The following is a 19,856-nucleotide window of genomic DNA, read 5'->3' on the forward strand; positions in this document are numbered from 1 at the left end:
AGTTTGGAGTCTTCCGAGAAGATGACAGCGAGGTTTGGCGCAATATGACTTTCCCAGATGGGATTGTCCCAACTCGGTTTGACGGCTTTGGGTTTCTTGTAGGCCCTCCAGTGGTCGCCGACATGGACGATGTGGACATGGCCCCATTTGCTGACCGAGATCAGGAGGGTCCTGAGTTCCTTGTCCTGACGTTTGAAGATCCAGCGCAGCTGCAGCCAGAGGTATGGCCAGAAGACTGGCAGCACATGGGCATAGAGGCGGGCGGCGATCTGGGGCGACATGGGGCGGAGTATAGCTCCGTTCCCGGAGGGGGTGGGAAAAGAAAGTTTTTTCTGCCTGTTTGCTGCAGGTTTGGCGGGAATTTTGTTGGATAGGGTGCGGATTTGCGGAGAGGGGCCCCACCCTATCCCTCCCCACCTCCGTGGGGAGGGGACCTGTTGCGTTGTTGGGTGAGGGTTGCTCTCCCAATGCACGATTTGCCCCCTCCCCATGGCTATGGGGGCTGCGAGGAAAAGCAATCGCACCGCGATTACCCGAGCAGCGGGTGGGGTGGCTATCCGCTTGAAATGCCGTTGGAGGTTTTTCCGGAAAGCTCCAACGGGACTCCAAAAAACTCCAACGGCATTCCTGCGCCCCTTCCGGGCAAAAGAAAACGGCGCGGGACTGATTGCTGTCCCGCGCCGCTGGCTTGAATGCTCTTTGGCCGGATCAGACGATGCGGCTGTTCTTGTTGCCCCAGTAGCGGTCGCGGATGAGGCGTTTGTAGAGTTTTCCGGTCGGGTGGCGGGGGAGTTCGGGGTCGAAGTCGATGCTCTTGGGGCATTTGAGCTTCGAGAGATTTGCCTGCGCGAAGGCCATCAGCTCGGCAGCCAGTTCTTCAGACGGCGCAATGCCCGGCATCGGCTGGACGACGGCCTTGACGGCCTCGCCGAAGTCTTCATCGGGCACGCCGATCACGGCGACATCGGCCACTTTCGGGTGGGTGATGAGGACGTTCTCGGTTTCCTGCGGATAGATGTTTACCCCGCCGGAGATGATCATGAAGGCCTTGCGGTCCGTCAGGTAGAGGAAGCCCTCTTCGTCCAGCTTGCCCACATCGCCCAGCGACGACCAGTCGGGATGTTTGGGGTTGAGGGCGGCTTTGTTCTTTTCCGGGTCGTTGTGATAGTTCGGCGGCGTGGTGCCGGAGAAATAGACCTGGCCTTCCTCACCGATGGGAAGCTCGTTGCCTTCCTCGTCGCAGATGTGGACCTTGCCATGGATGGCGCGGCCGACGGTGCCTTTGTGGGTCAGCCAGTCGGGGCTTTTCACATAGGTCATGCCGTTGCCTTCAGAGCCGGCATAGTATTCGTCGATGACCGGGCCCCACCAGGCAATCATCTGTTCCTTGACCGGCACCGGGCAGGGGGCGGCGGCGTGGATGGCGAAGGTCATGCTGGAGACGTCATATTTCTTGCGGACGTCTTCGGGCAGTTTCAGCATCTTCACGAACATGGTCGGCACGACCTGGGTGTGCGTGACCTTGTATTTCTCGACCGCTTTGAGGAATTCTTCCGGATCGAACTTTTCCATCACGATGACGGTGGAGCCGATGCGCGTGAAGGTCATGCACCAGCGCAGCGGCGCGGCATGGTAAAGCGGGGCAGGCGAGAGATAGACCGAGTCCGGATTGGCGCCGGACATGGCGCGAGCGATCTGGACGAGGATGTTGTCGGCATCGATCGGCAGGTTCCGCTCCAGCGGCGGGCGGATGCCCTTCGGGCGGCCCGTGGTGCCGGAGGAGTAGAGCATGTCGGTGCCGGCCATTTCGTCGGCAACCGGCGTCTTCGGGAAGGGGGCGGCGTGGGCCTCCAGGGCCGTGAAGCCGGCAACTTCGCCGTCGATCGACCAGAGGTCGGTGAGGCCGGCGGCCCTGGCGGCTTCCAGGGCGACGCTTGCCTTGTTGGCGCCGGCGATGAGCAGTTTCGAGCCGGAATCCTCGATGATGTACTGAACTTCCGGGGCCGTGAGGCGCGAGGAGATGCAGACATAGTAAAGACCGGCGCGCTGGGCGCCCCAGCAGATTTCGAAATAGCGCGGCGAGTTTTCCGCAAAGATGGCGATGGTGTCGCCGGGCTGGCAGCCGGCGGCGCGCAGGGCGTGGGCGATCTGGTTGGAGCGCTCGTCCAGTTGGCGGAACGTGATCGTTTCGCCCGATCCGGCCATGATGATGGCGGGTTTGTCAGGGTGGGTCCGCGCGTGATGACAGGGGTGCATGACGTATCTCCTCCGGGTGTGAAGCCTCGGCGCCAGGGCGCCCGCTTCAGTCTCGCGGCGGACTTTAACGACCCTTAAGGGACTGTCCACGACTGACCTAACGAGAGGGCCTGCGATTCCAGTGTCTTACCGGCCGGAGGGGGCTGCCCGGCCCCTTGCGGGGCCGGGTCGCGGAGAGGATCAGGGCTCCATCGGGCCGTCGAACTGGCGGGCGAAGAAATCCTCCTTCCGCCAGAGGGGGCGCTGATCGGCATTGGCGAGGGCGAGCGCGATGCGCGCCTTGATGGCGGCAAAGCGGGCGGCGGCGTCAAAGTCGATCGAGTTGGTCATGTCGTCTGACGGGCGGTGGTAGTTGGTCGTCATGTGGCGGGCGAACTCTTCGGCGCCGCCATTTTCCCAGCCGGGGATGAGATAGACAGACGGAATGCCCGCTTCGACGAAGCGGAAATGGTCAGACCGGGTGAAGAGGCCCTGATCGGGGACGGGGTCCGGGCTGAGGGTGATGTCCATTTCGGCGGCGGCCTTTTCGACCGCGTCGAGGATGGTGGAGCGGGCGCCGCCGAAGACGACGAGATCGGTGAAGGGGTAGGTCAGGATCGGCATGTCGAGATTGACATTGGCGACGAGATTGCCCTTCGGCACGGTCGGGTTCTGGGCAAAATACTGCGCGCCGAGGAGGCCTTTTTCTTCAGCGGTGAGGGCGATGAACATGACCGAGCGCTTCATCGGCGGGCCGGCCTTCAGCATCCGGGCGGCTTCCAGAAGCGTGGCCGTGCCGCTGGCATTGTCGAGCGCGCCATTGTTGATCTGGTCGCCTTCGATGCCGCGCGTAATGCCGATATGGTCAAGATGGGCGGTCAGCACGATGACTTCGTTCTTGAGGACTGGGTCTGTGCCCTCGATCATGCCGATGACATTGGCCGATTGGACCTGATCGTGCGTTGAAGCCTGGGTGAGATGCACCGTATAAGGAAGGGCGAAGCCCTTGACATTGCCCCCTTCCGCTTCTGCCGCTTCAAGGATGGCGGGCCAGCTTTCGCCGGTGCCTTCAAACAGTTTCGCCGCGCTATCCATGGATACGGAGGCACCGGCCTTGATATTGGGCGCGCTGCTGAACGGGGCGCCGTCTGCGCCGATCCAGGTGAGGCTGGCGCCATCGAGGCGGCCTTCACGGATCAGACGCTCGAAGGGATAGACCCCGCGCGAGGTGGGCGTTTCCAGCGTGACGACGGCGATGGCGCCGCGCTCGGACGCGTTCATGAATTTGCGGCTTCCGTAGAAGGCGCGCTCCTCGCTCTGGATGCCTTTGGGCGTGCCCGAAAGCATCACGGCGACCTTGCTGTTGAGGTCGAGCCCGGCATAGTCATCCCGGCCAAGGTCCGGCGCCACGATGCCGAAGCCGACGAACACGGCTTCGCCGGTGACATCGGAATTGGGGGCGGAGAGGGAATTGCCCATGGCGTAATCCACATTCTCCGTGAACGGAACGGGCGCGCCGGTGGCGGTGCTCGTGACTTCCATCAGCCGGCCTGCGGGCGCGCGGACAGAGCGCAGGAAGGTGATCGTCTGCATATAGCTGCCGGCGTCTCCGGCAGGCTTGAGGCCGATCTCGGCGAACTCGGCGGCGACATAATCGGCCGCCAGATCAAAGCCGGGCGTGCCCGCTTCGCGGCCTTCCAGATCGTCGGAGGCCAGGAATTCCATATCGGCGCGGATGTTCTCCGCATTGGCCTCGGGCAACTCTGCCGGGGCGGGCGGCGGCGTGGCGGCGGGGGCGCAGGCCCCGAGCGTCAGGGCGGCAGCGAGGATCAAGCTGGGTAAAGTGCGGGACATTCAGCAGTCTTTCTTGAAGTGAGGCGCCGGGATCAGAATTCGCGTAGCCAGTAGTTCATGGGGTGGGTGAGGTCTGGACCGCCCGGCTCCGTAGGCCAAGCGAAATCCGTAACGATGCCGGGAAGTTTGCGATAGCCGCGTTTCTGCCAGAAACTGTCAAGCGGGCTGTAATCTGCCGGGCGGCGCGGATGGTCTGACGGGCGGTCCACCGCGCAGAAGCAGGCGCGGGCATAGCCGCGTTCCCTTGCGTGCGCCTCACGCGCATCGAAGAAGGCATGGCCGAGGCCGCGCCCGCGGAAATCCGGCTTCAGCACGGATTCGCCGAAATAGAAGGTGCCCGCCAGATCAAAGCCTGCGTCTTTCAGCGGGGCGGCAAATTCGCCGTGATGCGCTTCCATTGCAGAGCCGGTGGCGCAGCCGACGATCTCGCCGTCTTCCTCGGCGGCGATGATGAAGGCGTCGCGCGCGGTTGCAAAGCTGCGCAGGTATTTCTGCTCGTAGTCTTCTGTGCCGGCATAGAGATAGGGGAAGGCGGCAAACACCTCGATGCGCAGCCGCGCCAGCGCCGGCAGCGCCCGTTCCAGATCCTCTCCTGTCAGGGGACGGACGATCATGAAACCTGACGGATCCATTCCTTGAGATTGTAATAGGTGGTGACGCGCTGGATCTCGCCATCCTTCACATCGAAGAAGGCGCCGGCGGGCAGGCGGTAGGTCTGGCCGCGCGCTTCGGGAAGACCCGCATCGGTTTTCTTGTAGACGCCGTTGACGATGAATTCGGCCGAGGCGCGGGTGCCGTCGGGCGAGGCCATGACGACGATATCGGTCAGCGTCTCGTCATAGCAATCGTCCATATGGGCGATGAAGTCTGCAAAGGCGGCGCGCCCGCCGCGCTTGTCGCCCTCATTGACGAAATGGTTGATGTTTTCCGAGACGCAGCCCGCCATCCCGGCCCAGTCCTTGGCGTTGAAGGCGGCGTAATAGCGGCTGATGAGGTCGGTCGTCGTGGTCATTCGGGCGTTCCTGATGGAGGGGCAATTCAGCGGGCCGGTGGGGCAGGAGAATACCTATAGCCTCAAAATCCGCAGCGCAAACACCCTGCGGGCCTAGTCTTCCTCCCTGCGGCGCGGGGGATTGGCAGCTGCGCCGATGGAGGAGGTGGTTTCGCCCGAAACAGTGGCCGCCAGGGCAGAGGCTTCGGCTGTTTCCGCGTCTGGCACGCGCATGTCCCGTTCGCTGCGCCAGTTGCCGAAACGGTAAAGCACGATGGCGAGCAGCATGGTGACCACCATGCCGGCGGGGAAGCTGTACCAGATGGCGTCCGAACCGAGCCAGCCCTGGAGGCCATAGGCGAAGCCGAGGCGCACCGGGAACATGGAGATGAAGAGGATGATCAGCGGCCAGATGACCTGGCCATTGGCGCGCACCGTGGCGAACAGCACCATGGTGACGGCGAAGGGGATGAAGCCCCAGGTGGCAAGGCGGGCGATGTTCTGGCCGATGGCAACCGCGTCGCTGGCGCTGCCGAGGAAGATTGTCATCGCCGCCCGGTCGGTCAGCAGGAGCAGCACAACCAGCGCGCCGGTGAGGGCGAGGTTGAACAGGATGCCGGTGCGGGTGATCTGGTTCACCCGGTCCCAGCGGCCTGCGCCGATATTCTGGGCGGCCATGGCGCTGACAGCCGCGCCGATGGCCATGGCGGGCATCTGCACATAGGTCCAGAGCTGCTGGGTGGCGCCGAAGGCGGCGGTGGTGTCAACGCCCTGCCGGTTGACGAGGGACATCATGGCCAGCAGCGAGCCGGAGATGACGATCATCTGCAGGCCCATGGGGAAGCCTTTGACGACCATCAGACGCAGGATGGAAAGATCGGGCTTCAGGTAAGCCAGTTCCGGCCCGCGCAGGCGCAGCGGCAGGTCGCGGCGGTAGATGTAGATCAGCATCGCGATGAGGCTGATATAGTTGGCAAGCGTCAGCGCGAGGGCCGAGCCGCCGATGCCGAGGCGCGGGAAAGGGCCGATGCCGAGGATGAGGAAAGGGTTCAGGGACGCGCAGACAACAACCGCCACCGCCATGAAGATCAGGGGCGTCATCGCGTCGCCCGCCCCGCGCAGGGCCATCATCAGCATCGTCATGATAAGGATGGGTGGCAGCGCGAGGAAGACGATCTGAAGAAACTGGATGGCGAGCGGCACGACCTCGGCTGGCGTTTCCAGCACGCCCAGCAGGGCCGGCGCGAGAAACCAGCCGGCAATGGCGAGGGCCGCCGAGATGGGCAGGAAGGTACCGATCACGGTGCCGACAACACGCCGGGCCGCGGTCACATCATTGCGGCCCATCGACTGGCCAATAAGGATGGTGGAGGCCATGCCGAAGCCGAAGACGAAAGCCGTCAGCAGGAAGACGACGAGGTTCCCGTTGGTGGTGGCGGCGACGGCGTCTTCGCCGAGGAGGCGGCCGACCCAGATCGTATCAATCGAGCCATTGGCCGATTGCAGGATGGAAGAGGCAAGCGTGGGGAGCGTGAAGGCGATCAGCGCCGGGCCGATGGGGCCCGTTGTGAGGTTGTTGCGCTTCTGCATTCCCCTACCGCTTGAACACGCGCTCTCCGCCCACGAAGGTCTGCATCACGCGGCCCTGCAGGCGGCGGCCATCGAAGGGGGAGTTGGTGGAGCGGGAGAGAAGATCTTCCCGCTCGCAGAGCCAGGGCTTGCCGGGATTGAACAGGATGACGTCTGCCGGGGCATCCTTCGCCAGACGGCCCTGGGGCAGGCCGAGGATGGTGGCGGGGCCGAGGGTGACCGGGGCGATGGCTTCCAGCAGGGTGAGCGGGCCGTCATGATGCAGGTTCAGCAGCGCCGAAAGCACCGTCTCGAGGCCTGCGGCGCCGAAGGCCGCTTCGCCGAAGGGCAGGCGCTTTTCTTCCGGGGGCTGAGGATCATGGGCGGAGACGACGGCGTCGATCTCTCCGGCTTTGAGCGCTTCGATCAGGCCCTGACGGGTGGCCTCGTCGCGGAAGGGCGGGTTCACCTTGCAATAGGTGAGATAGTCGCCGACATCGCGCTCGTTGAAGAAGAGGGAGTGGGCGGCGGCCGTGGTGTACACTTTTGCGCCGCGCTTGCGGGCGGCGGTGGCGATTTCCAGCGTGCGGGCCGTGGAGACCTGATCGAGGATCAGCGTGCAGCCGGTCTGCTCGGCCAGCGTCACATCCCGCATCGCGCCGATCCATTCGGCCTCGGGCGGAATCCCCGAGAGGCCCGCGCGGGCGGCAAAAGCGCCGGCATTCATCACGCCGCTGCCGGTGAGCGCGCGCTCGTCGGGGCGGGACATGACGATGGCGCCGCGGCTGGCGGCATAGGCCATCGCGCGCTTCATGACCTGCGCATTGGCGACGGGAATGTCGCCATTGGTGAAGAGGATTGCGCCGGCGTCGGCCATCAGGCCAAGCTCGGCCATCGCTTCGCCGGCAAGGCCCACGGTGAGACCGCCGGCGGGATAGATGCGGGCTTTGGAAGTTTCGCGGGCACGCTCGGCGATGAACTGGACGAGCGCCACGTCATCGATCACGGGGCGCGTGTCGGGCATCACGACGAAGCTGGTGATGCCGCCGGAAAGGGCCGCGCGGGCGGCGGTTTCCAGTGTTTCCTTCTGCTCGTCGCCGGGCTCGCCGGTCTTGACGCGCATATCGATCAGGCCGGGGGCGAGGCAGAGGCCGGCCGCGTCGATGGTCGTTTCCACGCCGGGAAAGGCGGATTCGGCGCCTTCGCGGATGTCCTTTATCTTGCCGTCTTCGATGAGAATGGCGCCGGGGCTGTCAAGCTCCGTGGCCGGATCAAGCAGGCGCGCATTGATGATCTGCAGGCTCATGACTTTCCTCCGGCGAGAAGGTGGAGGACAGCTTCGCGCACGGCGACGCCCATTTCGACCTGCTGGGTGATGACCGAGCTGGGGCCGTCTGCAATGATGCTTTCGATCTCGACGCCGCGGTTCATCGGGCCGGGGTGCATCACGGTAGCGTTGGGCTTGGCGAGGGCGAGGCGGGCCTGGGTGAGGCCGAAATAGCGGAAATATTCGCGGCGGCTGGGGAGGAAGGAACCGTTCATGCGCTCCAGCTGCAGGCGGAGCATCATGACGACGTCTGCGCCTTTCAGCACCTTGTCGAAATCGGTGCCTGCGCTTTCGGCGCCCCAGGTGTCCGTGCCCGGAGGGATCAGCGTTCTGGGGCCGCAGAGATGCACGCGCGCGCCCATCAGGTGGAGCGCCATGGTTGTGGAGCGGGCAACGCGGCTATGGGCGAGGTCGCCGCAGATGACGACTTTCAGGCCCTCGATGCGGCCTTTTACGCGGCGGATCGTGAGCAGGTCGAGCAGCGCTTGGGTCGGGTGTTCATGGGTGCCGTCGCCGGCATTGATCACCGCGCAGTCGACCTTGCGGGAGAGGAGCTTTGCCCCGCCTGAGGCCGAATGGCGCACGACGAGGGCGTCCGGCTTCATGGCGTTGAGGGTCATCGCCGTGTCGATGAGGGTTTCGCCCTTCTTCACCGAGGAGTTGGCCACCGGCATCGAGACCACATCGGCGCCAAGGCGGCGGGCGGCGATCTCAAAACTCGACATCGTGCGCGTGGAATTCTCGAAGAAGAGGTTTACCACCGTCTTGCCGGTCAGCACCGGATCGGGCCGGATGCCGGCGCGCGTCTTTTCGGCATAGCTGTCTGCAAGGTCGAGAATATGGGCGATATCGAGGGGATGAAGGCCTTCGATTCCGAGCAGATGCTCGTGGGTGAAGGTGTAGTCTGGCCTACGCGGCGCCATCGGAATACCTCAGATTTGCGGCGGTGTAGGCGGGATTCTGAGGCAGGGCAAGCCTTTGGGGGACGTTACTTTGAGATGGGTATCTACCCATCCGGTCGTCACCCTCGACGGGCTTTGCCCGTCTGAGGGCCCAGCTTCGAACGCCTTCGTGGGCGCAGCGGGTGAAGGCAGGAGATGGGCGCTCAGATGGCCTGCGGCCATCGAGCGTGACGAAAACGAGAGAATTGGAAGACCTTTGGGCGCGCGGATTGACGGTCAAACCGCCCCCAGCCACAGGATCAGGGCCCAGGTGAGCGGCAGGGTGATGGCCGCCAGCAGCGTCTGCACGGCGATCAGGTTAGCCGCCAGCGTCGTGTCGCCGCCGAGTTCGCGGGCGAGGACGTAGGAGTTGGGGGCGGTCGAGGTGGCCGCGCAGAGAAGCGCGATGGCGAGCGGCAGGCCGCTGAGGCCGATCATCAGGCCGATGGCCAGGACGAGCGCGGGCATTCCCAGGAGGCGGATGAGCGACCAGGTGAAGGTGCGCAGGCCCGCGCGGGTCAGGGCTTTGAGGTCTACGCCCGCCCCGGCGCTGAGAAGGCCGGTGGCGATGGCGGCGCTGGCGAGGATGCGCAGGGTTTCATCTATCGCGGCCGGAATCTCAATGTGGGCCGCAGCCAGGCCGATGCCGATGACGCAGGCGATGACCAGCGGATTGCGTGTCATGGCGAGGAATGGCCGGGGTTTGGTGCCAGGCGGGCGCTCGGCATGGGCGGTGAGGGCGTAGACGGAGAGGACGTTTGCCGCCGGGATCATCACGGCGGCGGCAAGGCCTACAAGGGCGACGCCTTCATCGCCAAAGAGCGCGGCGCCGAGGGAGAGCGCGATGATCGTGTTCCAGCGGACGTTTGACTGGATGATCGTGCCGATGGCGGGGCGGCTGATCCCCGGCCAGCCATAGGCGGCGAGGCCGATGACGCCCATCAGGCATTGGGCGGCGATGAGGGTGACGACCATCTGCCAGGGCGCGGTGTCGAACTCGGCATTCGCCAGTGCGCGCACGATAAGGGCGGGCAGGAGCACAAGGAAGGAGAGCCGGTCGATCGAGCGGAAGGCTTCGGGCGCGATCCAGCGGCGGGTGGAGAGAAGTTGCCCGAGGGCAACGATCAGGATGACCGGCAGGAGCGCGATCAGGAAGGCGCTCATGGGCGCTGCTCCAGCCGCGAGAGGGCGTCCTGCAGGATGATCGCGGCGGCGGCGGCGTCGATCCCCGCTTCGCGGTGGCGGCGGGAGGCCCCGGCGGCGCGCAGGACGTCGCCCGCTTCGGCGGAGGAATAGCGCTCGTCCTGAAAGGCGACGGGCAGGTCTCGCACCTTCAGGAGGCTGGAGACGAGCGTGCGGACGGATTGGGCGCGGGGGCCCATGCTGCCATCGACATTCAGCGGCAGGCCTACGACGAGGCCAACGGCTTCGCGCTGGTCGTAGATCTGGAAGAGGCGCTCGAGCGCGGGGGCGAGCTTTTTCTTGAGGATCGTCTCTACGGGCGAGGCCATCATGCGGATGCGGTCGGTGGCGGCAACGCCAATCGTGGCGGTTCCGGGGTCGATGCCCAGAAGAACGCCCTCGCGGGGCAGGTCGAAGAGATCCACCACAGCCATGTTCGCTGCGTCCCTTACAGCCTTGATGGGCCTCTGCCTATGGCGTATGGGGCGGGGATTATCAGGAAGTCTCTTCAGGAATCCGGCCCATGAGCGTTACCCGCGACGATGTCCGCAAAGTTGCCCGCCTGTCCCGCATTGCGGTGCCGGAAGAGCGGCTGGACGAGCTGGCCGGTGAACTCAATGGCATCCTCGGCTGGATCGACCAGCTGAATGAAGTGGATGTCGAGGGTGTGGAGCCGCTGACCTCGGTGGTGGAGACCAAGCTGCCGATGCGCGAGGACGTGGTGACGGATGGCAACATCCAGGACCAGGTGCTGGCCAACGCTCCGCGCAGCGAGCACGGGTTTTTTGTGGTGCCGAAGGCTGTGGAATAAGACGCCGAATAAGACCGGCTGCCCGCCTTACATTCCGCGCAGTTGTGCATCACATTGGTTTGAAGGGGCGATTCTTGCCCCGGTCACTGAAAGTGCGAACCGATGGCCAAGGGTCAAATGAAATCCAAAAAGGAAATCCGCAAACCGAAAGCGGAAAAGCCCAAGGCGAAGCCGGGTGGCCAGCCTGTTGCTGCGCCGGGCGCGATCAAGGGGCTGGAGCATCTGAAGCGCTAAGGCGTTTCGGGGCGCTCTTCGCCACTCTCAATTTGAAAGAACGACCTGCGCGCGTCACCCCGGAATTGCCGAAGGCAATGTCCAGGGTCCAGAATTGTGGCAGGTCTGGGTCCCGGTCTTCGCCTGCGGCGAAACCGGGATGACGAAAGCTGGGAGGGCCGGTTAGCCTTCTGCTTATTTGCTCGGATTGATCAGATACTTCGTGCCCGTGGCCTTGGCGTTGTAGGCGTGGAGGGTGTCGAGATCGAGCGCTTCGGCGAGCGAGATTTCGGCGGTGTAGTGGCTGGCGAAGGTGGTGGTCAGTTCGTCCATGACGCGCTGGCGCATCTTGGCGCGCACTTCGGCGCCGGCCTTCTGCAGGAAGGGTGTGAGCAGGTAGCCGGAAAGGTTCCAGGCAAAGCCGACGCCGGGGGGCACCGTGGTCGGCGACATGTCGAGCCGGCCGTAGATGTAGACCTGCGTTTCCTGGCCCGAGCCGTAGCGGCTGAACTCTTTCATCTTGCGGCTGGCGGCTGCTTCCATGGCGATCAGCAGCTGGCCGGCGAGCGGGCCGCCGCCGATGGCGTCGAAGCCAAGCGTGGTGTCGGTCTCGGCAAGCGCGGTGATCAGTTCTTCCATGAAGTTCGGTGAGGTCGAATCGATGACGTATTTCGCGCCGAGGCCTTTCAGCAGATCGGCCTGTTCCTGCTTGCGGACGATGTTGACCAGCGGGACGTTATCCTTCTGGCAGATCTTCACCAGCATCTGGCCCAGGTTTGAGGCGGCCGCTGTGTGGACGATGCCCTTGCGGCCTTCCATGCGCATCGTCTCCACGAAGGAGAGCGCCGTCAGCGGGTTGACGAAGCAGGAGGCGCCGTCGCGCGAGGTGGCGCCGGCGGGAAGCTCCATCACCTGGGCGACGTTCAGCATCCGGTACTGGGCGTACATCTCGCCGCCGAGGCCGGTGACGCGCTTGCCCAGAAGGGCCTGCGCTGCGGGCGAGGAACCGGCTTTAACGACAAGCCCGGCGCCTTCATTGCCGGCGGGCATGGACAGGTCGAGCCGCGCTGCCATGGCGCGCAGGGCCGCCTGGGGCACATCGGCGGTGATGACCGGGCGGTCTTTGGTGCCCGATGCCTGGGCGGTGCGCATGTCGGCGCCCCCGACGAGGAGGCCGAGATCAGACGGGTTGATCGGGGTGGCTTCCACCTGGATCACCACATCATCCGGGCCGGGCTCAGGCACGGCGACTTCGGCGAGCGACAGCTCCAGCTTGCCGTCTTTGGTGACAAGGCTGCGCAGTTGCAGGCCGGTTGCGGGAACGGTCTGGCTCATGGGGGATTCCTCCAATTTTATATCTGGGTCGAGGGAGCCTGCTGCGCCGCTCAAAGCGCCTCGTCAGCAAAGTCCTCGTAATCAATCAGGATTTCATCGCCCGCTTTGAGGGCGACACGCGAGGTCAGGGTGACGGTTTCTGCTTCGGCGTCAACGTAGAAGTCTGCGTTTGCGTCCGGGCTGTGGTTGCACATGGATATCTTGCCGAAGGCCACGGCGGCCCGCATGGCGCCGTCTTCTGCGCGCTCATCGACATAGAAGACGTAGTGGTAGACGCGTGTGGTCTTCAGCCGCTCGGTGTCTTCATGGGACAGGATGAGCAGCGGATAGACGCCAAGCAGCGCGCCGGCCGGTATGTCGGTTGAAGCAAACAATCCGCGTCCGTGAAGGGGCGAGGTTTTGACCTCGACGCGCGCGCCCCCTGATGATGTGGCCATGGGCGGGGTGTCTAGCACGCCCGGAGGCAGCCGCCATCCGGGGGCCGGGGAAAATTATTCAGGCTCGGTTTCGGCGGCAGGTTCCGCGGGCTTTTCAGCTTTCGGGTCCCATTTGCGGATTTCCCGGATGTGGCAGCGCTGGGGGCCCATGCCGGTGCCGCCGGGGCTGTAGCCGACAATGATCGCATCGCTTTTGGTCAGGCATCCAGTGGCGGAATCGATGCCAATGCTCTGGGCGTATTCCAGGTCCGTGCAGGCGCCGAACACTTCGACCAGATACGAATCGCGCCCTTCGCGCAGGACGACGGTGTTGCGGGTGTTGTTGCTGAAGCCGTCAATGCTGGATGCAAAGCAGATGCGGTCCACCGGCTCGCCAAGGCGCGGGTCATCGGCATAGGCGGCGATGCCCTGGGGTTTTGCTGTGCCCGGCGCCGACTGGCAGGCGGCCAGCAGGGCGGTGGTGAAAATGAGGGCGGCGGATCTCAGCATGGGGAACTCCAGGAGCAGGTGAGCCTTGAGGCACACTGTGCACCCGGCCCGGAACCGCAGCAAGCGGCCTCACGGACACTTGAACTTTTGGGCATTGGGGCCTAGCAGGCGGGGGTTATTATCCATGGGATTTCCCGATGACCGACCTGACCGACCTGACCCTCGCCGCCGCGCTGGATGGGCTGAAATCCAAGCAGTTTTCCTCGGTGGAGATCACGCAGGCCTTCCTGTCGGCCATGGAAAAGGCCCGCATCCTCAATGCCTATGTCGTCGAAACGCCGGAAAAGGCGCTGGAAATGGCGAAAGCCTCCGACGCCCGGATCGCCAATGGCGAGGGCGGCAGGCTGGAAGGCGCGCCGCTGGGCATCAAGGATCTCTATTGCACCAAGGGCGTTCGCACGACCGCCTGCTCGAACATCCTGGGCGAGTTCACGCCCACTTATGAGTCGACCGTCACCCAGAACCTCTGGGACGAAGGCGCCGTCATGCTGGGCAAGCTCAACATGGACGAGTTCGCCATGGGCTCGTCCAACGAGACCTCGCGCTTTGGCCCCCCGATCAACCCCTGGCGCCGCAAGGGCGACAATGCCGGGCTGACCCCGGGCGGCTCCTCGGGCGGCTCGGCCGCGGCCGTTTCGGGCAATCTCTGCCTCGCGGCGACGGCATCTGACACCGGCGGCTCGATCCGCCAGCCAGCTTCCTTCACCGGCACGGTGGGCATCAAGCCGACCTATGGCCGCGCCAGCCGCTATGGCATGGTGGCGTTTGCCTCCTCGCTCGATCAGGCCGGGCCGATTGCCAAGACGGTGGATGACAGCGCGCTGCTGCTGGAGATCATGTGCAGCCATGATCCCAAGGATTCCACCTCGCTGAACATCGAGACGCCGGACTGGCGCGCCGATGTGCGCAAGGGCGTAAAAGGCATGAAGATCGGCATTCCGAAGGAATACCGCATCGAGGGGCTCTCGGAAGAGATCGACGCCCTCTGGCAGCAGGGCATTGCCTGGCTCAAAGCTGCAGGCGCCGAGATCGTCGACATCTCTCTGCCACACACGAAATATGCCCTGCCAGCCTATTACATCGTCGCCCCGGCGGAAGCCTCGTCCAACCTCGCCCGTTATGACGGCATGCGCTACGGCGCGCGCGTTGAGGGCAACAACCTGACGGGCACCTATGAGGCGACCCGCGCTGGCGGCTTCGGCAAGGAAGTGCAGCGCCGCCTGATGATCGGCACCTATGTGCTCTCCTCTGGTTACTATGACGCCTATTACCTCCGGGCACAGAAAGTCCGCACGCGCATCTTCCAGGATTTCGTGGATGCGTTCGAGCAGTGCGACGCGATCCTGACGCCGGCCTGCCCGTCGCCTGCCTTTGCGTTCGGCGAGAAATCGGGCGATCCGATCGAGATGTATCTCAATGACGTGTTCACCGTGACGGCAAACCTTGCGGGTCTGCCGGGGATTGCGGTGCCTGCCGGCCTTTCGGCCAATGGGCTGCCGCTGGGTCTGCAGGTGATCGGCAAGGCGCTGGACGAGAGCGCCTGCTTCCGCGTCGGCGGCGCGCTGGAAGAAGCAGCCGGCTTTGTGGCCAAGCCGGAGCGCTGGTGGTAATATCGGGCGTATGACCCGATTTCTCATCATTTTTGCCATCACGCTGGGTATTTCCTTCGCTCTGATGGCCAGCGTGCTTACCCAGAATGGTTACAGCATGTTTGCCCCCGAAATGCAGACGATGATCGCTGTCTGCATTGCTGTCGCGCTGTATGTGGCGTGGCGGATTTCCAATGTCCTGCGCCGCCGGCAGGAAGATGCCGTTCCCGGCGCGGAAGGCAGCAAGAAGCCGGCGCTCGCCCTGGGGCTCGGCTCGCTGACCGGTGGAAAAAGCCGCGCCCTGCGGGAGCGGGAAGCGCGCGTGGCCGCAAGGCGCCGCCGCCTTATCCAGGAAGGCAAGCTGCAGGAAGAAGAGCCCGCCGCTCCCGAGCCTCCCCTCGCCGCCGAACCAGCCCCCCCGGCTGAAGCGCCCACGCGCGCAGCCTCCACCGCCACCATGAAGGAAAAGATGGCGGCGCGCGCCGAGCGTGTCAGGCGGGCGCGGGAAGAGGGGAAGATCTAGGCGGGCGAGAGACGGGTTTGGCCTTCGCCGGCGTAACCGGCGCTTTCGTGCCCCCGCCGGGGCGGTCTTCATCATCGTTGTCGCTCTGCGGGGCTTCCGCCTCGGCCCGGTTGCGGTCGGTGATCTGCGAGAGATAGACGCCCGCCCCGATCAGCCCGCCAATCGGCCCGAACTGCAGCAGCATGGCGGCCACGAACACGAAGGGCACATTCAGCTCCAGATGGCTGAACATCAGAAAGATGCCCGCCACCAGAGCCGCCCCCAGCGCCAGGCCGCAGGCGAAGCCAGCCACAATATGCTTGAGAAAGCCGCGCGCGATGGGCCGTTCCTCAGCCTTGGCGCCATCGAGGATCATCTTGAACAGCATGGCCGTGCTGGCTCCTTGTGCCCCTCAGCTGATTTTGCGCCATCTGCCGCCAATTTGAAGCCCTTTTTTTGCAGCCTTGCAAAGGCAGGCGAGGTGCGGTGTCAGCGTGTCTCGACAGGGCCAGCCGGCGAGGGTTAGAAGGGCGCCTTAATTGCAGGTATTGATTGAGAGAAGCGATGACCGAGCGCACCCCCTACCGCATCAAAGGCGAAACCGGCGACTGGGAAGTCGTCATGGGGCTCGAAATCCACGCCCAGGTGGCCTCGAATGCCAAGCTTTTCTCGGGCGCCTCGACCACCTTTGGCGCTGACCCCAACTGCAACGTCTCGCTGGTGGATGCCGCGATGCCGGGCATGCTGCCGGTGATCAACAGGTTCTGCGTGGAGCAGGCGATCCGCACCGGCCTGGGCCTGAAGGCCAAGATCAACACCTACAGCCGCTTCGACCGGAAGAACTATTTCTACCCCGACCTGCCGCAAGGCTACCAGATCAGCCAGTTCGCCCACCCCATCGTGGGCGAAGGCGAGATTGATGTGGATGTCGAAGTGCCCGGCAAGGAAGACTATTCCTTCCCCTGCCGCATCGAGCGCCTGCATCTTGAACAGGACGCGGGCAAGTCGATCCATGACATGGACCCCAACTCCACCTATGTGGACCTCAACCGTTCGGGCGTCGCGCTGATGGAGATCGTCTCCAAGCCGGACGTGCGCTCGCCCGCTGAGGCCGCCGCCTATGTGAAAAAGCTGCGCGCCATCGTCATTGCGCTGGGCACCTGCGACGGCGACATGGAGAAGGGCAATCTGCGGGCGGACGTGAACGTTTCCGTCTGCCGCCCCGGCCAGTATGAGAAGTTCCGCGAGACGGGCGATTTCAGCCATCTGGGCACGCGCTGCGAACTGAAGAACATGAACTCCTACCGCTTCATCCAGCAGGCCATCGAATATGAGGCCCGCCGCCAGATCGAGATCATCGAGAATGGTGGCAAGGTGGATCAGGAAACCCGCCTCTTCGATCCGGTGAAGGGCGAGACCCGCTCCATGCGCTCGAAGGAAGACGCGCATGACTATCGCTATTTTCCGGACCCGGATCTTTTACCTCTTGAGTTCGAGCAGGCCTGGATCGAGGAAATCCGGGCCTCGCTGCCGGAACTGCCAGACCAGAAGCGCGCGCGCTTCGAGAAAGACTATGGCCTCTCCCGCTATGATGCCGGTGTGCTGACATCGGACGCCGACAAGGCCGCTTTCTTCGAGGAAGCCGCCAAAGGGCGCGACGCGAAACTCACCGCCAACTGGGTGACGCAGGAACTGTTCGGCTATCTGAACAAGGAAGGCCTTGAACTTTCCCAGAGCCCGGTTTCGGCATCCTCGCTGGGCGGGCTGATCGAGCTGATCTCGAACGACACGATCAGCGGCAAGATCGCCAAGGATGTCTTTGCCCGGATGATTGCGGGTGAGGGCGAGGCAGCGGCCATCGTCGAGAAGCATGGCCTCAAACAGGTCACCGATACCGGCGCGATTGAAAAGGTTGTTGACGAGATCATCGCCGCAAACCCCGATCAGGTCGCCAAGGTGAAGGACAAGCCGCAGACCCTCGGCTGGTTCGTTGGCCAGGTGATGAAAGCCTCGGGCGGCAAGGCCAATCCGAAGGCCGTGAACGACATCCTGAAGGCGAAGCTGGGGATCTGATTGCCCGCTCCTTGAACCCCTCTCCCCTTGGGGGGAGGGGCAGGGGTGAGGGGGCGAGGCAAATTACAACTTATCCGCTTATAGCCGGAGAGGGCGCGCCCCTCACCCCCACCCCCCTCTCCCCAAAGGGGCGAGGGGGCTAAAAGTACTGTTCAAATCGCCGCGCGGATCTTTGCGGCCACCGGTTCCAGCTCTTCCGGCTTTGCCATGGCGCCCGTGCCATGGCGGCCGAGTTCGCGGCCTTCCCACATCGGGATGATGTGGAAGTGCAGATGGAACACCGTCTGGCCCGCCGGGGCGCCGTTGAACTGGATCACGCGCAGGCCGTCCGGCTTCAGCCCCCATTCCACCGCCTTGGCCACCCGCTGCACGCGCAGCATGTAGCTGCCGAGATAATCGGGCGGCATGTCGAGGAAATTGCGGGCCTGAACGCCTTTGGGGATCACCAGCGTATGCCCTTCGCTTTGGGGAAACACATCCATGAAGGCGAGGGCGACATCATCCTCGAAGACCTTCATGCTCGGCATGTCGCCGCGCAGGATTTTGGCAAAGATGTTGTCGGGATCGTAGGCTGCGTGAAGGGTCATGCGCTCTGCTTCTGCCTTGCTCTCTGATTCAGGAACCGGCGTGCAAGAAACACGAAAACAGATAGAGGGACAAGGAAGTAAGCTGCGGCGAATATTTGCGCGAGCGCGAGTGCCAGCCAATCTATCCAGTTGAAGTGCAAGGGTATGAGCGACCAGTCAAAGCCGTAGATTTTTGCATCGGCGGACACTCTGAGACCCCCCGCGATCAGGGCAGGGATGACGATCAGCGGCAGATAGGCCAAGCCGGTATAGTAGGCGAGAAGGATGTAGTAGCGAAGCCGTTTTGGTTTCAGCGGGTAGTCTTCCAGTTTTGGGAACTCGGCCGACAGGCGGTCTTCAGCGCTCTCGGCGTATTCGATGATCGCCCGCCTGGCGTCGTCGAACTGACCGGCGGGCACCAGAACGCCGACACCGCCCAATGCCTGAAGCGCGCCCCAGTCGATCATTGCATGATGCCAGTTTTCCAGACTCGCTGGAATGCCCGCATCATTCAGCAGGGCGCACACAATCGCCGCTTCCTCCGCGCTTGCGCATCGTCTGATAATGACTGCCCCGCTCATTCCCCTTTCTTAAACGGCGTTCTCTCTTTCAGGTAGCCGAAATCTTCGTCAACCGCCGCCCGTTCGCGCTGCAGGTAATCAGCCACCGCGTCGCGGAAGCCGGGATGGGCGATCCAGTGGGCCGAGCGGGTGAGGACGGGGCCATAGCCGCGCGCGAGCTTGTGGCCGCCCTGCGCCCCGGCCTCCACCGTTTTGAGACCGTGCGCGATGGCGTAGTCGATGGCCTGGTAATAGCAGGTTTCGAAATGCAGCATGGGCCGCCCGTCCAGCGTGCCCCAATAGCGGCCATAGAGCGTGTCCGAGCCGACAAGGTTCATCGCGCCGGCAATGATGCGGCCTTCCTCGCAGGCGAAGATGAAGAGGAGGTCGTCAGCCATCCGTTCCCGGAGCATCGAGAAGGATTTCCGCGTGAGATAAGGCGAGCCCCATTTGCGGCTGCCGGTGTCCATGTAGAACTCGAAGAAGATGTCGAGATGGTCTTCGGTGATCTCGCTGCCGCGCACATGCTGGAAGGTTAGACCGGCCTGCGCCTTGGCGCGCTCCTTGCGGAGGTTCTTGCGTTTCTCGGAGGAAAGGGTGGCGAGGAAATCGTCAAATGATCCGTATCCGTCATTCTGCCAGTGGAACTGCTGGTCGGTGCGGATCAGGAGGCCTGCCGCTTCAAGGAAGGGCGCTTCGGTCTCTTCGATGAAATTGATGTGCATCGAGGACACGCCTGTCTGCTCGGCCAGTTGCAGCGCCCCGTCCAGCAGGGCGGCGTGATAGGCGTTGGCGTCCGGCCCCACCAGCAGGCGGCGTCCGGTTACCGGGGTAAATGGCACGGCGCAGAGCAGTTTGGGGTAATACTCCCCGCCCGCCCGCTCCCAGGCTTCCGCCCAGCTCTGGTCGAAGACAAACTCGCCGCGCGAATGATATTTGAACCACATCGGCATGGCCGCCCGCAGGCGCCCATTGCCGTCGCGCACGAGGATATGCGCGCCGCGCCAGCCGGTGCGCGGGGTAGCCGCGCCGGAGCTTTCCATCGCTTCGAGGAATTCCCAGGTCAGGAACGGGTCGTAAGGCACGCCCGGCGGATTGGCGACGCCATTCCATTCGGCCGGATCAATGCCGGCGAGGGTGGAAACAGAGCTGATCTGGGGGAGGGCGGCGTCCATGGCCCTC

Annotated in this window: 22 protein-coding genes; 5 read left to right on the forward strand and 17 right to left on the reverse strand. The window is 64.0% G+C overall.

Features of this window, described 5'->3' with window-relative positions; genetic code table 11:
* The 10 genes from C0456_RS10360 to ruvX all read right to left on the reverse strand — a co-directional run.
* The coding region (locus tag C0456_RS10360; protein ID WP_291051420.1) for a hypothetical protein at nucleotides 1-281 on the reverse strand (281 nt) is incomplete at its 3' end.
* A gap of 427 nt (nucleotides 282-708) precedes the next feature.
* A complete protein-coding gene (locus C0456_RS10365; RefSeq protein WP_291051423.1) occupies nucleotides 709-2,256 on the reverse strand; it encodes an acyl-CoA synthetase in 1,548 nt (515 codons plus the stop codon).
* Nucleotides 2,257-2,436: 180 nt separating this feature from the next.
* The gene (locus C0456_RS10370) at nucleotides 2,437-4,089 is read right to left on the reverse strand and encodes a M28 family metallopeptidase (protein WP_291051425.1); all 1,653 of its coding nucleotides are present in this window, start codon (nucleotides 4,087-4,089) and stop codon (nucleotides 2,437-2,439) included.
* 32 nt (nucleotides 4,090-4,121) lie between these two features.
* Nucleotides 4,122-4,703: a GNAT family N-acetyltransferase gene (locus tag C0456_RS10375; protein WP_291051428.1), complete on the reverse strand. Its 582-nt coding sequence runs from the start codon at nucleotides 4,701-4,703 to the stop codon at nucleotides 4,122-4,124.
* Nucleotides 4,700-5,101 (reverse strand): ketosteroid isomerase-related protein, encoded by a 402-nt coding sequence (locus C0456_RS10380; RefSeq protein ID WP_291051431.1) that lies wholly within the window; start codon nucleotides 5,099-5,101, stop codon nucleotides 4,700-4,702. Before C0456_RS10380 ends, C0456_RS10375 begins: the two co-directional genes overlap by 4 nt.
* Nucleotides 5,102-5,194: 93 nt before the next feature.
* Nucleotides 5,195-6,670: an MATE family efflux transporter gene (locus C0456_RS10385; RefSeq protein ID WP_291051434.1), complete on the reverse strand. Its 1,476-nt coding sequence runs from the start codon at nucleotides 6,668-6,670 to the stop codon at nucleotides 5,195-5,197.
* A gap of 4 nt (nucleotides 6,671-6,674) precedes the next feature.
* On the reverse strand, nucleotides 6,675-7,955 hold the full coding sequence (gene pyrC / locus C0456_RS10390) for a dihydroorotase (protein ID WP_291051436.1): 1,281 nt from the start codon (nucleotides 7,953-7,955) through the stop codon (nucleotides 6,675-6,677).
* On the reverse strand, nucleotides 7,952-8,899 hold the full coding sequence (locus tag C0456_RS10395; protein WP_291051439.1) for an aspartate carbamoyltransferase catalytic subunit: 948 nt from the start codon (nucleotides 8,897-8,899) through the stop codon (nucleotides 7,952-7,954). Before C0456_RS10395 ends, pyrC begins: the two co-directional genes overlap by 4 nt.
* Before the next feature lie 255 nt (nucleotides 8,900-9,154).
* On the reverse strand, nucleotides 9,155-10,081 hold the full coding sequence (locus C0456_RS10400; RefSeq protein ID WP_291051442.1) for an AEC family transporter: 927 nt from the start codon (nucleotides 10,079-10,081) through the stop codon (nucleotides 9,155-9,157).
* Nucleotides 10,078-10,533 carry a Holliday junction resolvase RuvX gene (gene ruvX, locus C0456_RS10405; RefSeq protein WP_291051445.1) on the reverse strand — a complete coding sequence of 152 codons (456 nt, stop codon included), beginning with the start codon at nucleotides 10,531-10,533 and terminating at the stop codon, nucleotides 10,078-10,080. The genes C0456_RS10400 and ruvX overlap by 4 nt, the downstream gene beginning before the upstream one ends.
* Before the next feature lie 89 nt (nucleotides 10,534-10,622).
* On the opposite strand from ruvX, the gene gatC reads away from it, so the two are divergent.
* Both gatC and C0456_RS10415 read left to right on the forward strand, forming a co-directional pair.
* Nucleotides 10,623-10,910, forward strand: a complete 288-nt coding sequence (gene gatC, locus C0456_RS10410; RefSeq protein ID WP_035594483.1) for an Asp-tRNA(Asn)/Glu-tRNA(Gln) amidotransferase subunit GatC — start codon at nucleotides 10,623-10,625, stop codon at nucleotides 10,908-10,910.
* Between the two features lie 102 nt (nucleotides 10,911-11,012).
* Entirely contained in the window at nucleotides 11,013-11,144 is a 132-nt protein-coding gene (locus C0456_RS10415) for a hypothetical protein (RefSeq protein ID WP_291051448.1), read from the forward strand.
* 174 nt (nucleotides 11,145-11,318) lie between these two features.
* Here the strand turns inward: C0456_RS10415 and C0456_RS10420 are convergent, their stop codons facing one another.
* Genes C0456_RS10420 through C0456_RS10430 form a run of 3 tightly spaced genes read right to left on the reverse strand, consistent with a single transcriptional unit; the run spans nucleotide 11,319 to nucleotide 13,384 of the window.
* Nucleotides 11,319-12,458, reverse strand: coding sequence for a zinc-binding dehydrogenase (locus C0456_RS10420; RefSeq protein ID WP_291051450.1), 1,140 nt, complete (start codon nucleotides 12,456-12,458; stop codon nucleotides 11,319-11,321).
* 50 nt (nucleotides 12,459-12,508) lie between these two features.
* The gene (locus C0456_RS10425; RefSeq protein ID WP_291051453.1) at nucleotides 12,509-12,895 is read right to left on the reverse strand and encodes an SET domain-containing protein-lysine N-methyltransferase; all 387 of its coding nucleotides are present in this window, start codon (nucleotides 12,893-12,895) and stop codon (nucleotides 12,509-12,511) included.
* A gap of 54 nt (nucleotides 12,896-12,949) precedes the next feature.
* Nucleotides 12,950-13,384, reverse strand: coding sequence for a DUF6491 family protein (locus C0456_RS10430; protein WP_291051456.1), 435 nt, complete (start codon nucleotides 13,382-13,384; stop codon nucleotides 12,950-12,952).
* Between the two features lie 137 nt (nucleotides 13,385-13,521).
* On the opposite strand from C0456_RS10430, the gene gatA reads away from it, so the two are divergent.
* Together gatA and C0456_RS10440 are read left to right on the forward strand one after the other, a co-directional pair.
* Nucleotides 13,522-14,994 carry an Asp-tRNA(Asn)/Glu-tRNA(Gln) amidotransferase subunit GatA gene (gatA, locus tag C0456_RS10435; RefSeq protein WP_291051459.1) on the forward strand — a complete coding sequence of 491 codons (1,473 nt, stop codon included), beginning with the start codon at nucleotides 13,522-13,524 and terminating at the stop codon, nucleotides 14,992-14,994.
* A gap of 10 nt (nucleotides 14,995-15,004) precedes the next feature.
* A complete protein-coding gene (locus tag C0456_RS10440; protein WP_291051461.1) occupies nucleotides 15,005-15,496 on the forward strand; it encodes a hypothetical protein in 492 nt (163 codons plus the stop codon).
* On the opposite strand, the gene C0456_RS10445 is transcribed toward C0456_RS10440, so the two are convergent.
* Nucleotides 15,465-15,863, reverse strand: coding sequence for a hypothetical protein (locus C0456_RS10445; protein ID WP_291051464.1), 399 nt, complete (start codon nucleotides 15,861-15,863; stop codon nucleotides 15,465-15,467). The two genes, C0456_RS10440 and C0456_RS10445, sit on opposite strands and share 32 nt — an antisense overlap.
* A gap of 176 nt (nucleotides 15,864-16,039) precedes the next feature.
* On the opposite strand from C0456_RS10445, the gene gatB reads away from it, so the two are divergent.
* Nucleotides 16,040-17,548, forward strand: a complete 1,509-nt coding sequence (gene gatB / locus C0456_RS10450; protein WP_291051467.1) for an Asp-tRNA(Asn)/Glu-tRNA(Gln) amidotransferase subunit GatB — start codon at nucleotides 16,040-16,042, stop codon at nucleotides 17,546-17,548.
* A 152-nt stretch (nucleotides 17,549-17,700) separates the two neighbouring features.
* Here the strand turns inward: gatB and C0456_RS10455 are convergent, their stop codons facing one another.
* From C0456_RS10455 to C0456_RS10465, 3 genes are read right to left on the reverse strand one after another with little or no spacing between them, the layout of a single operon-like run.
* Complete coding sequence (locus tag C0456_RS10455; protein ID WP_291051470.1) at nucleotides 17,701-18,135, reverse strand: HIT family protein; 435 nt, start codon at nucleotides 18,133-18,135, stop codon at nucleotides 17,701-17,703.
* Entirely contained in the window at nucleotides 18,132-18,695 is a 564-nt protein-coding gene (locus C0456_RS10460) for a DUF2007 domain-containing protein (protein ID WP_291051473.1), read from the reverse strand. Before C0456_RS10460 ends, C0456_RS10455 begins: the two co-directional genes overlap by 4 nt.
* Complete coding sequence (locus tag C0456_RS10465) at nucleotides 18,692-19,849, reverse strand: GNAT family N-acetyltransferase (RefSeq protein ID WP_291051476.1); 1,158 nt, start codon at nucleotides 19,847-19,849, stop codon at nucleotides 18,692-18,694. The genes C0456_RS10460 and C0456_RS10465 overlap by 4 nt, the downstream gene beginning before the upstream one ends.
* Between the last annotated feature and the right edge of the window lie 7 nt (nucleotides 19,850-19,856).

Source organism: Hyphomonas sp. (genome assembly GCF_013823385.1).
In the GTDB taxonomy this organism is placed as follows: domain Bacteria; phylum Pseudomonadota; class Alphaproteobacteria; order Caulobacterales; family Hyphomonadaceae; genus Hyphomonas.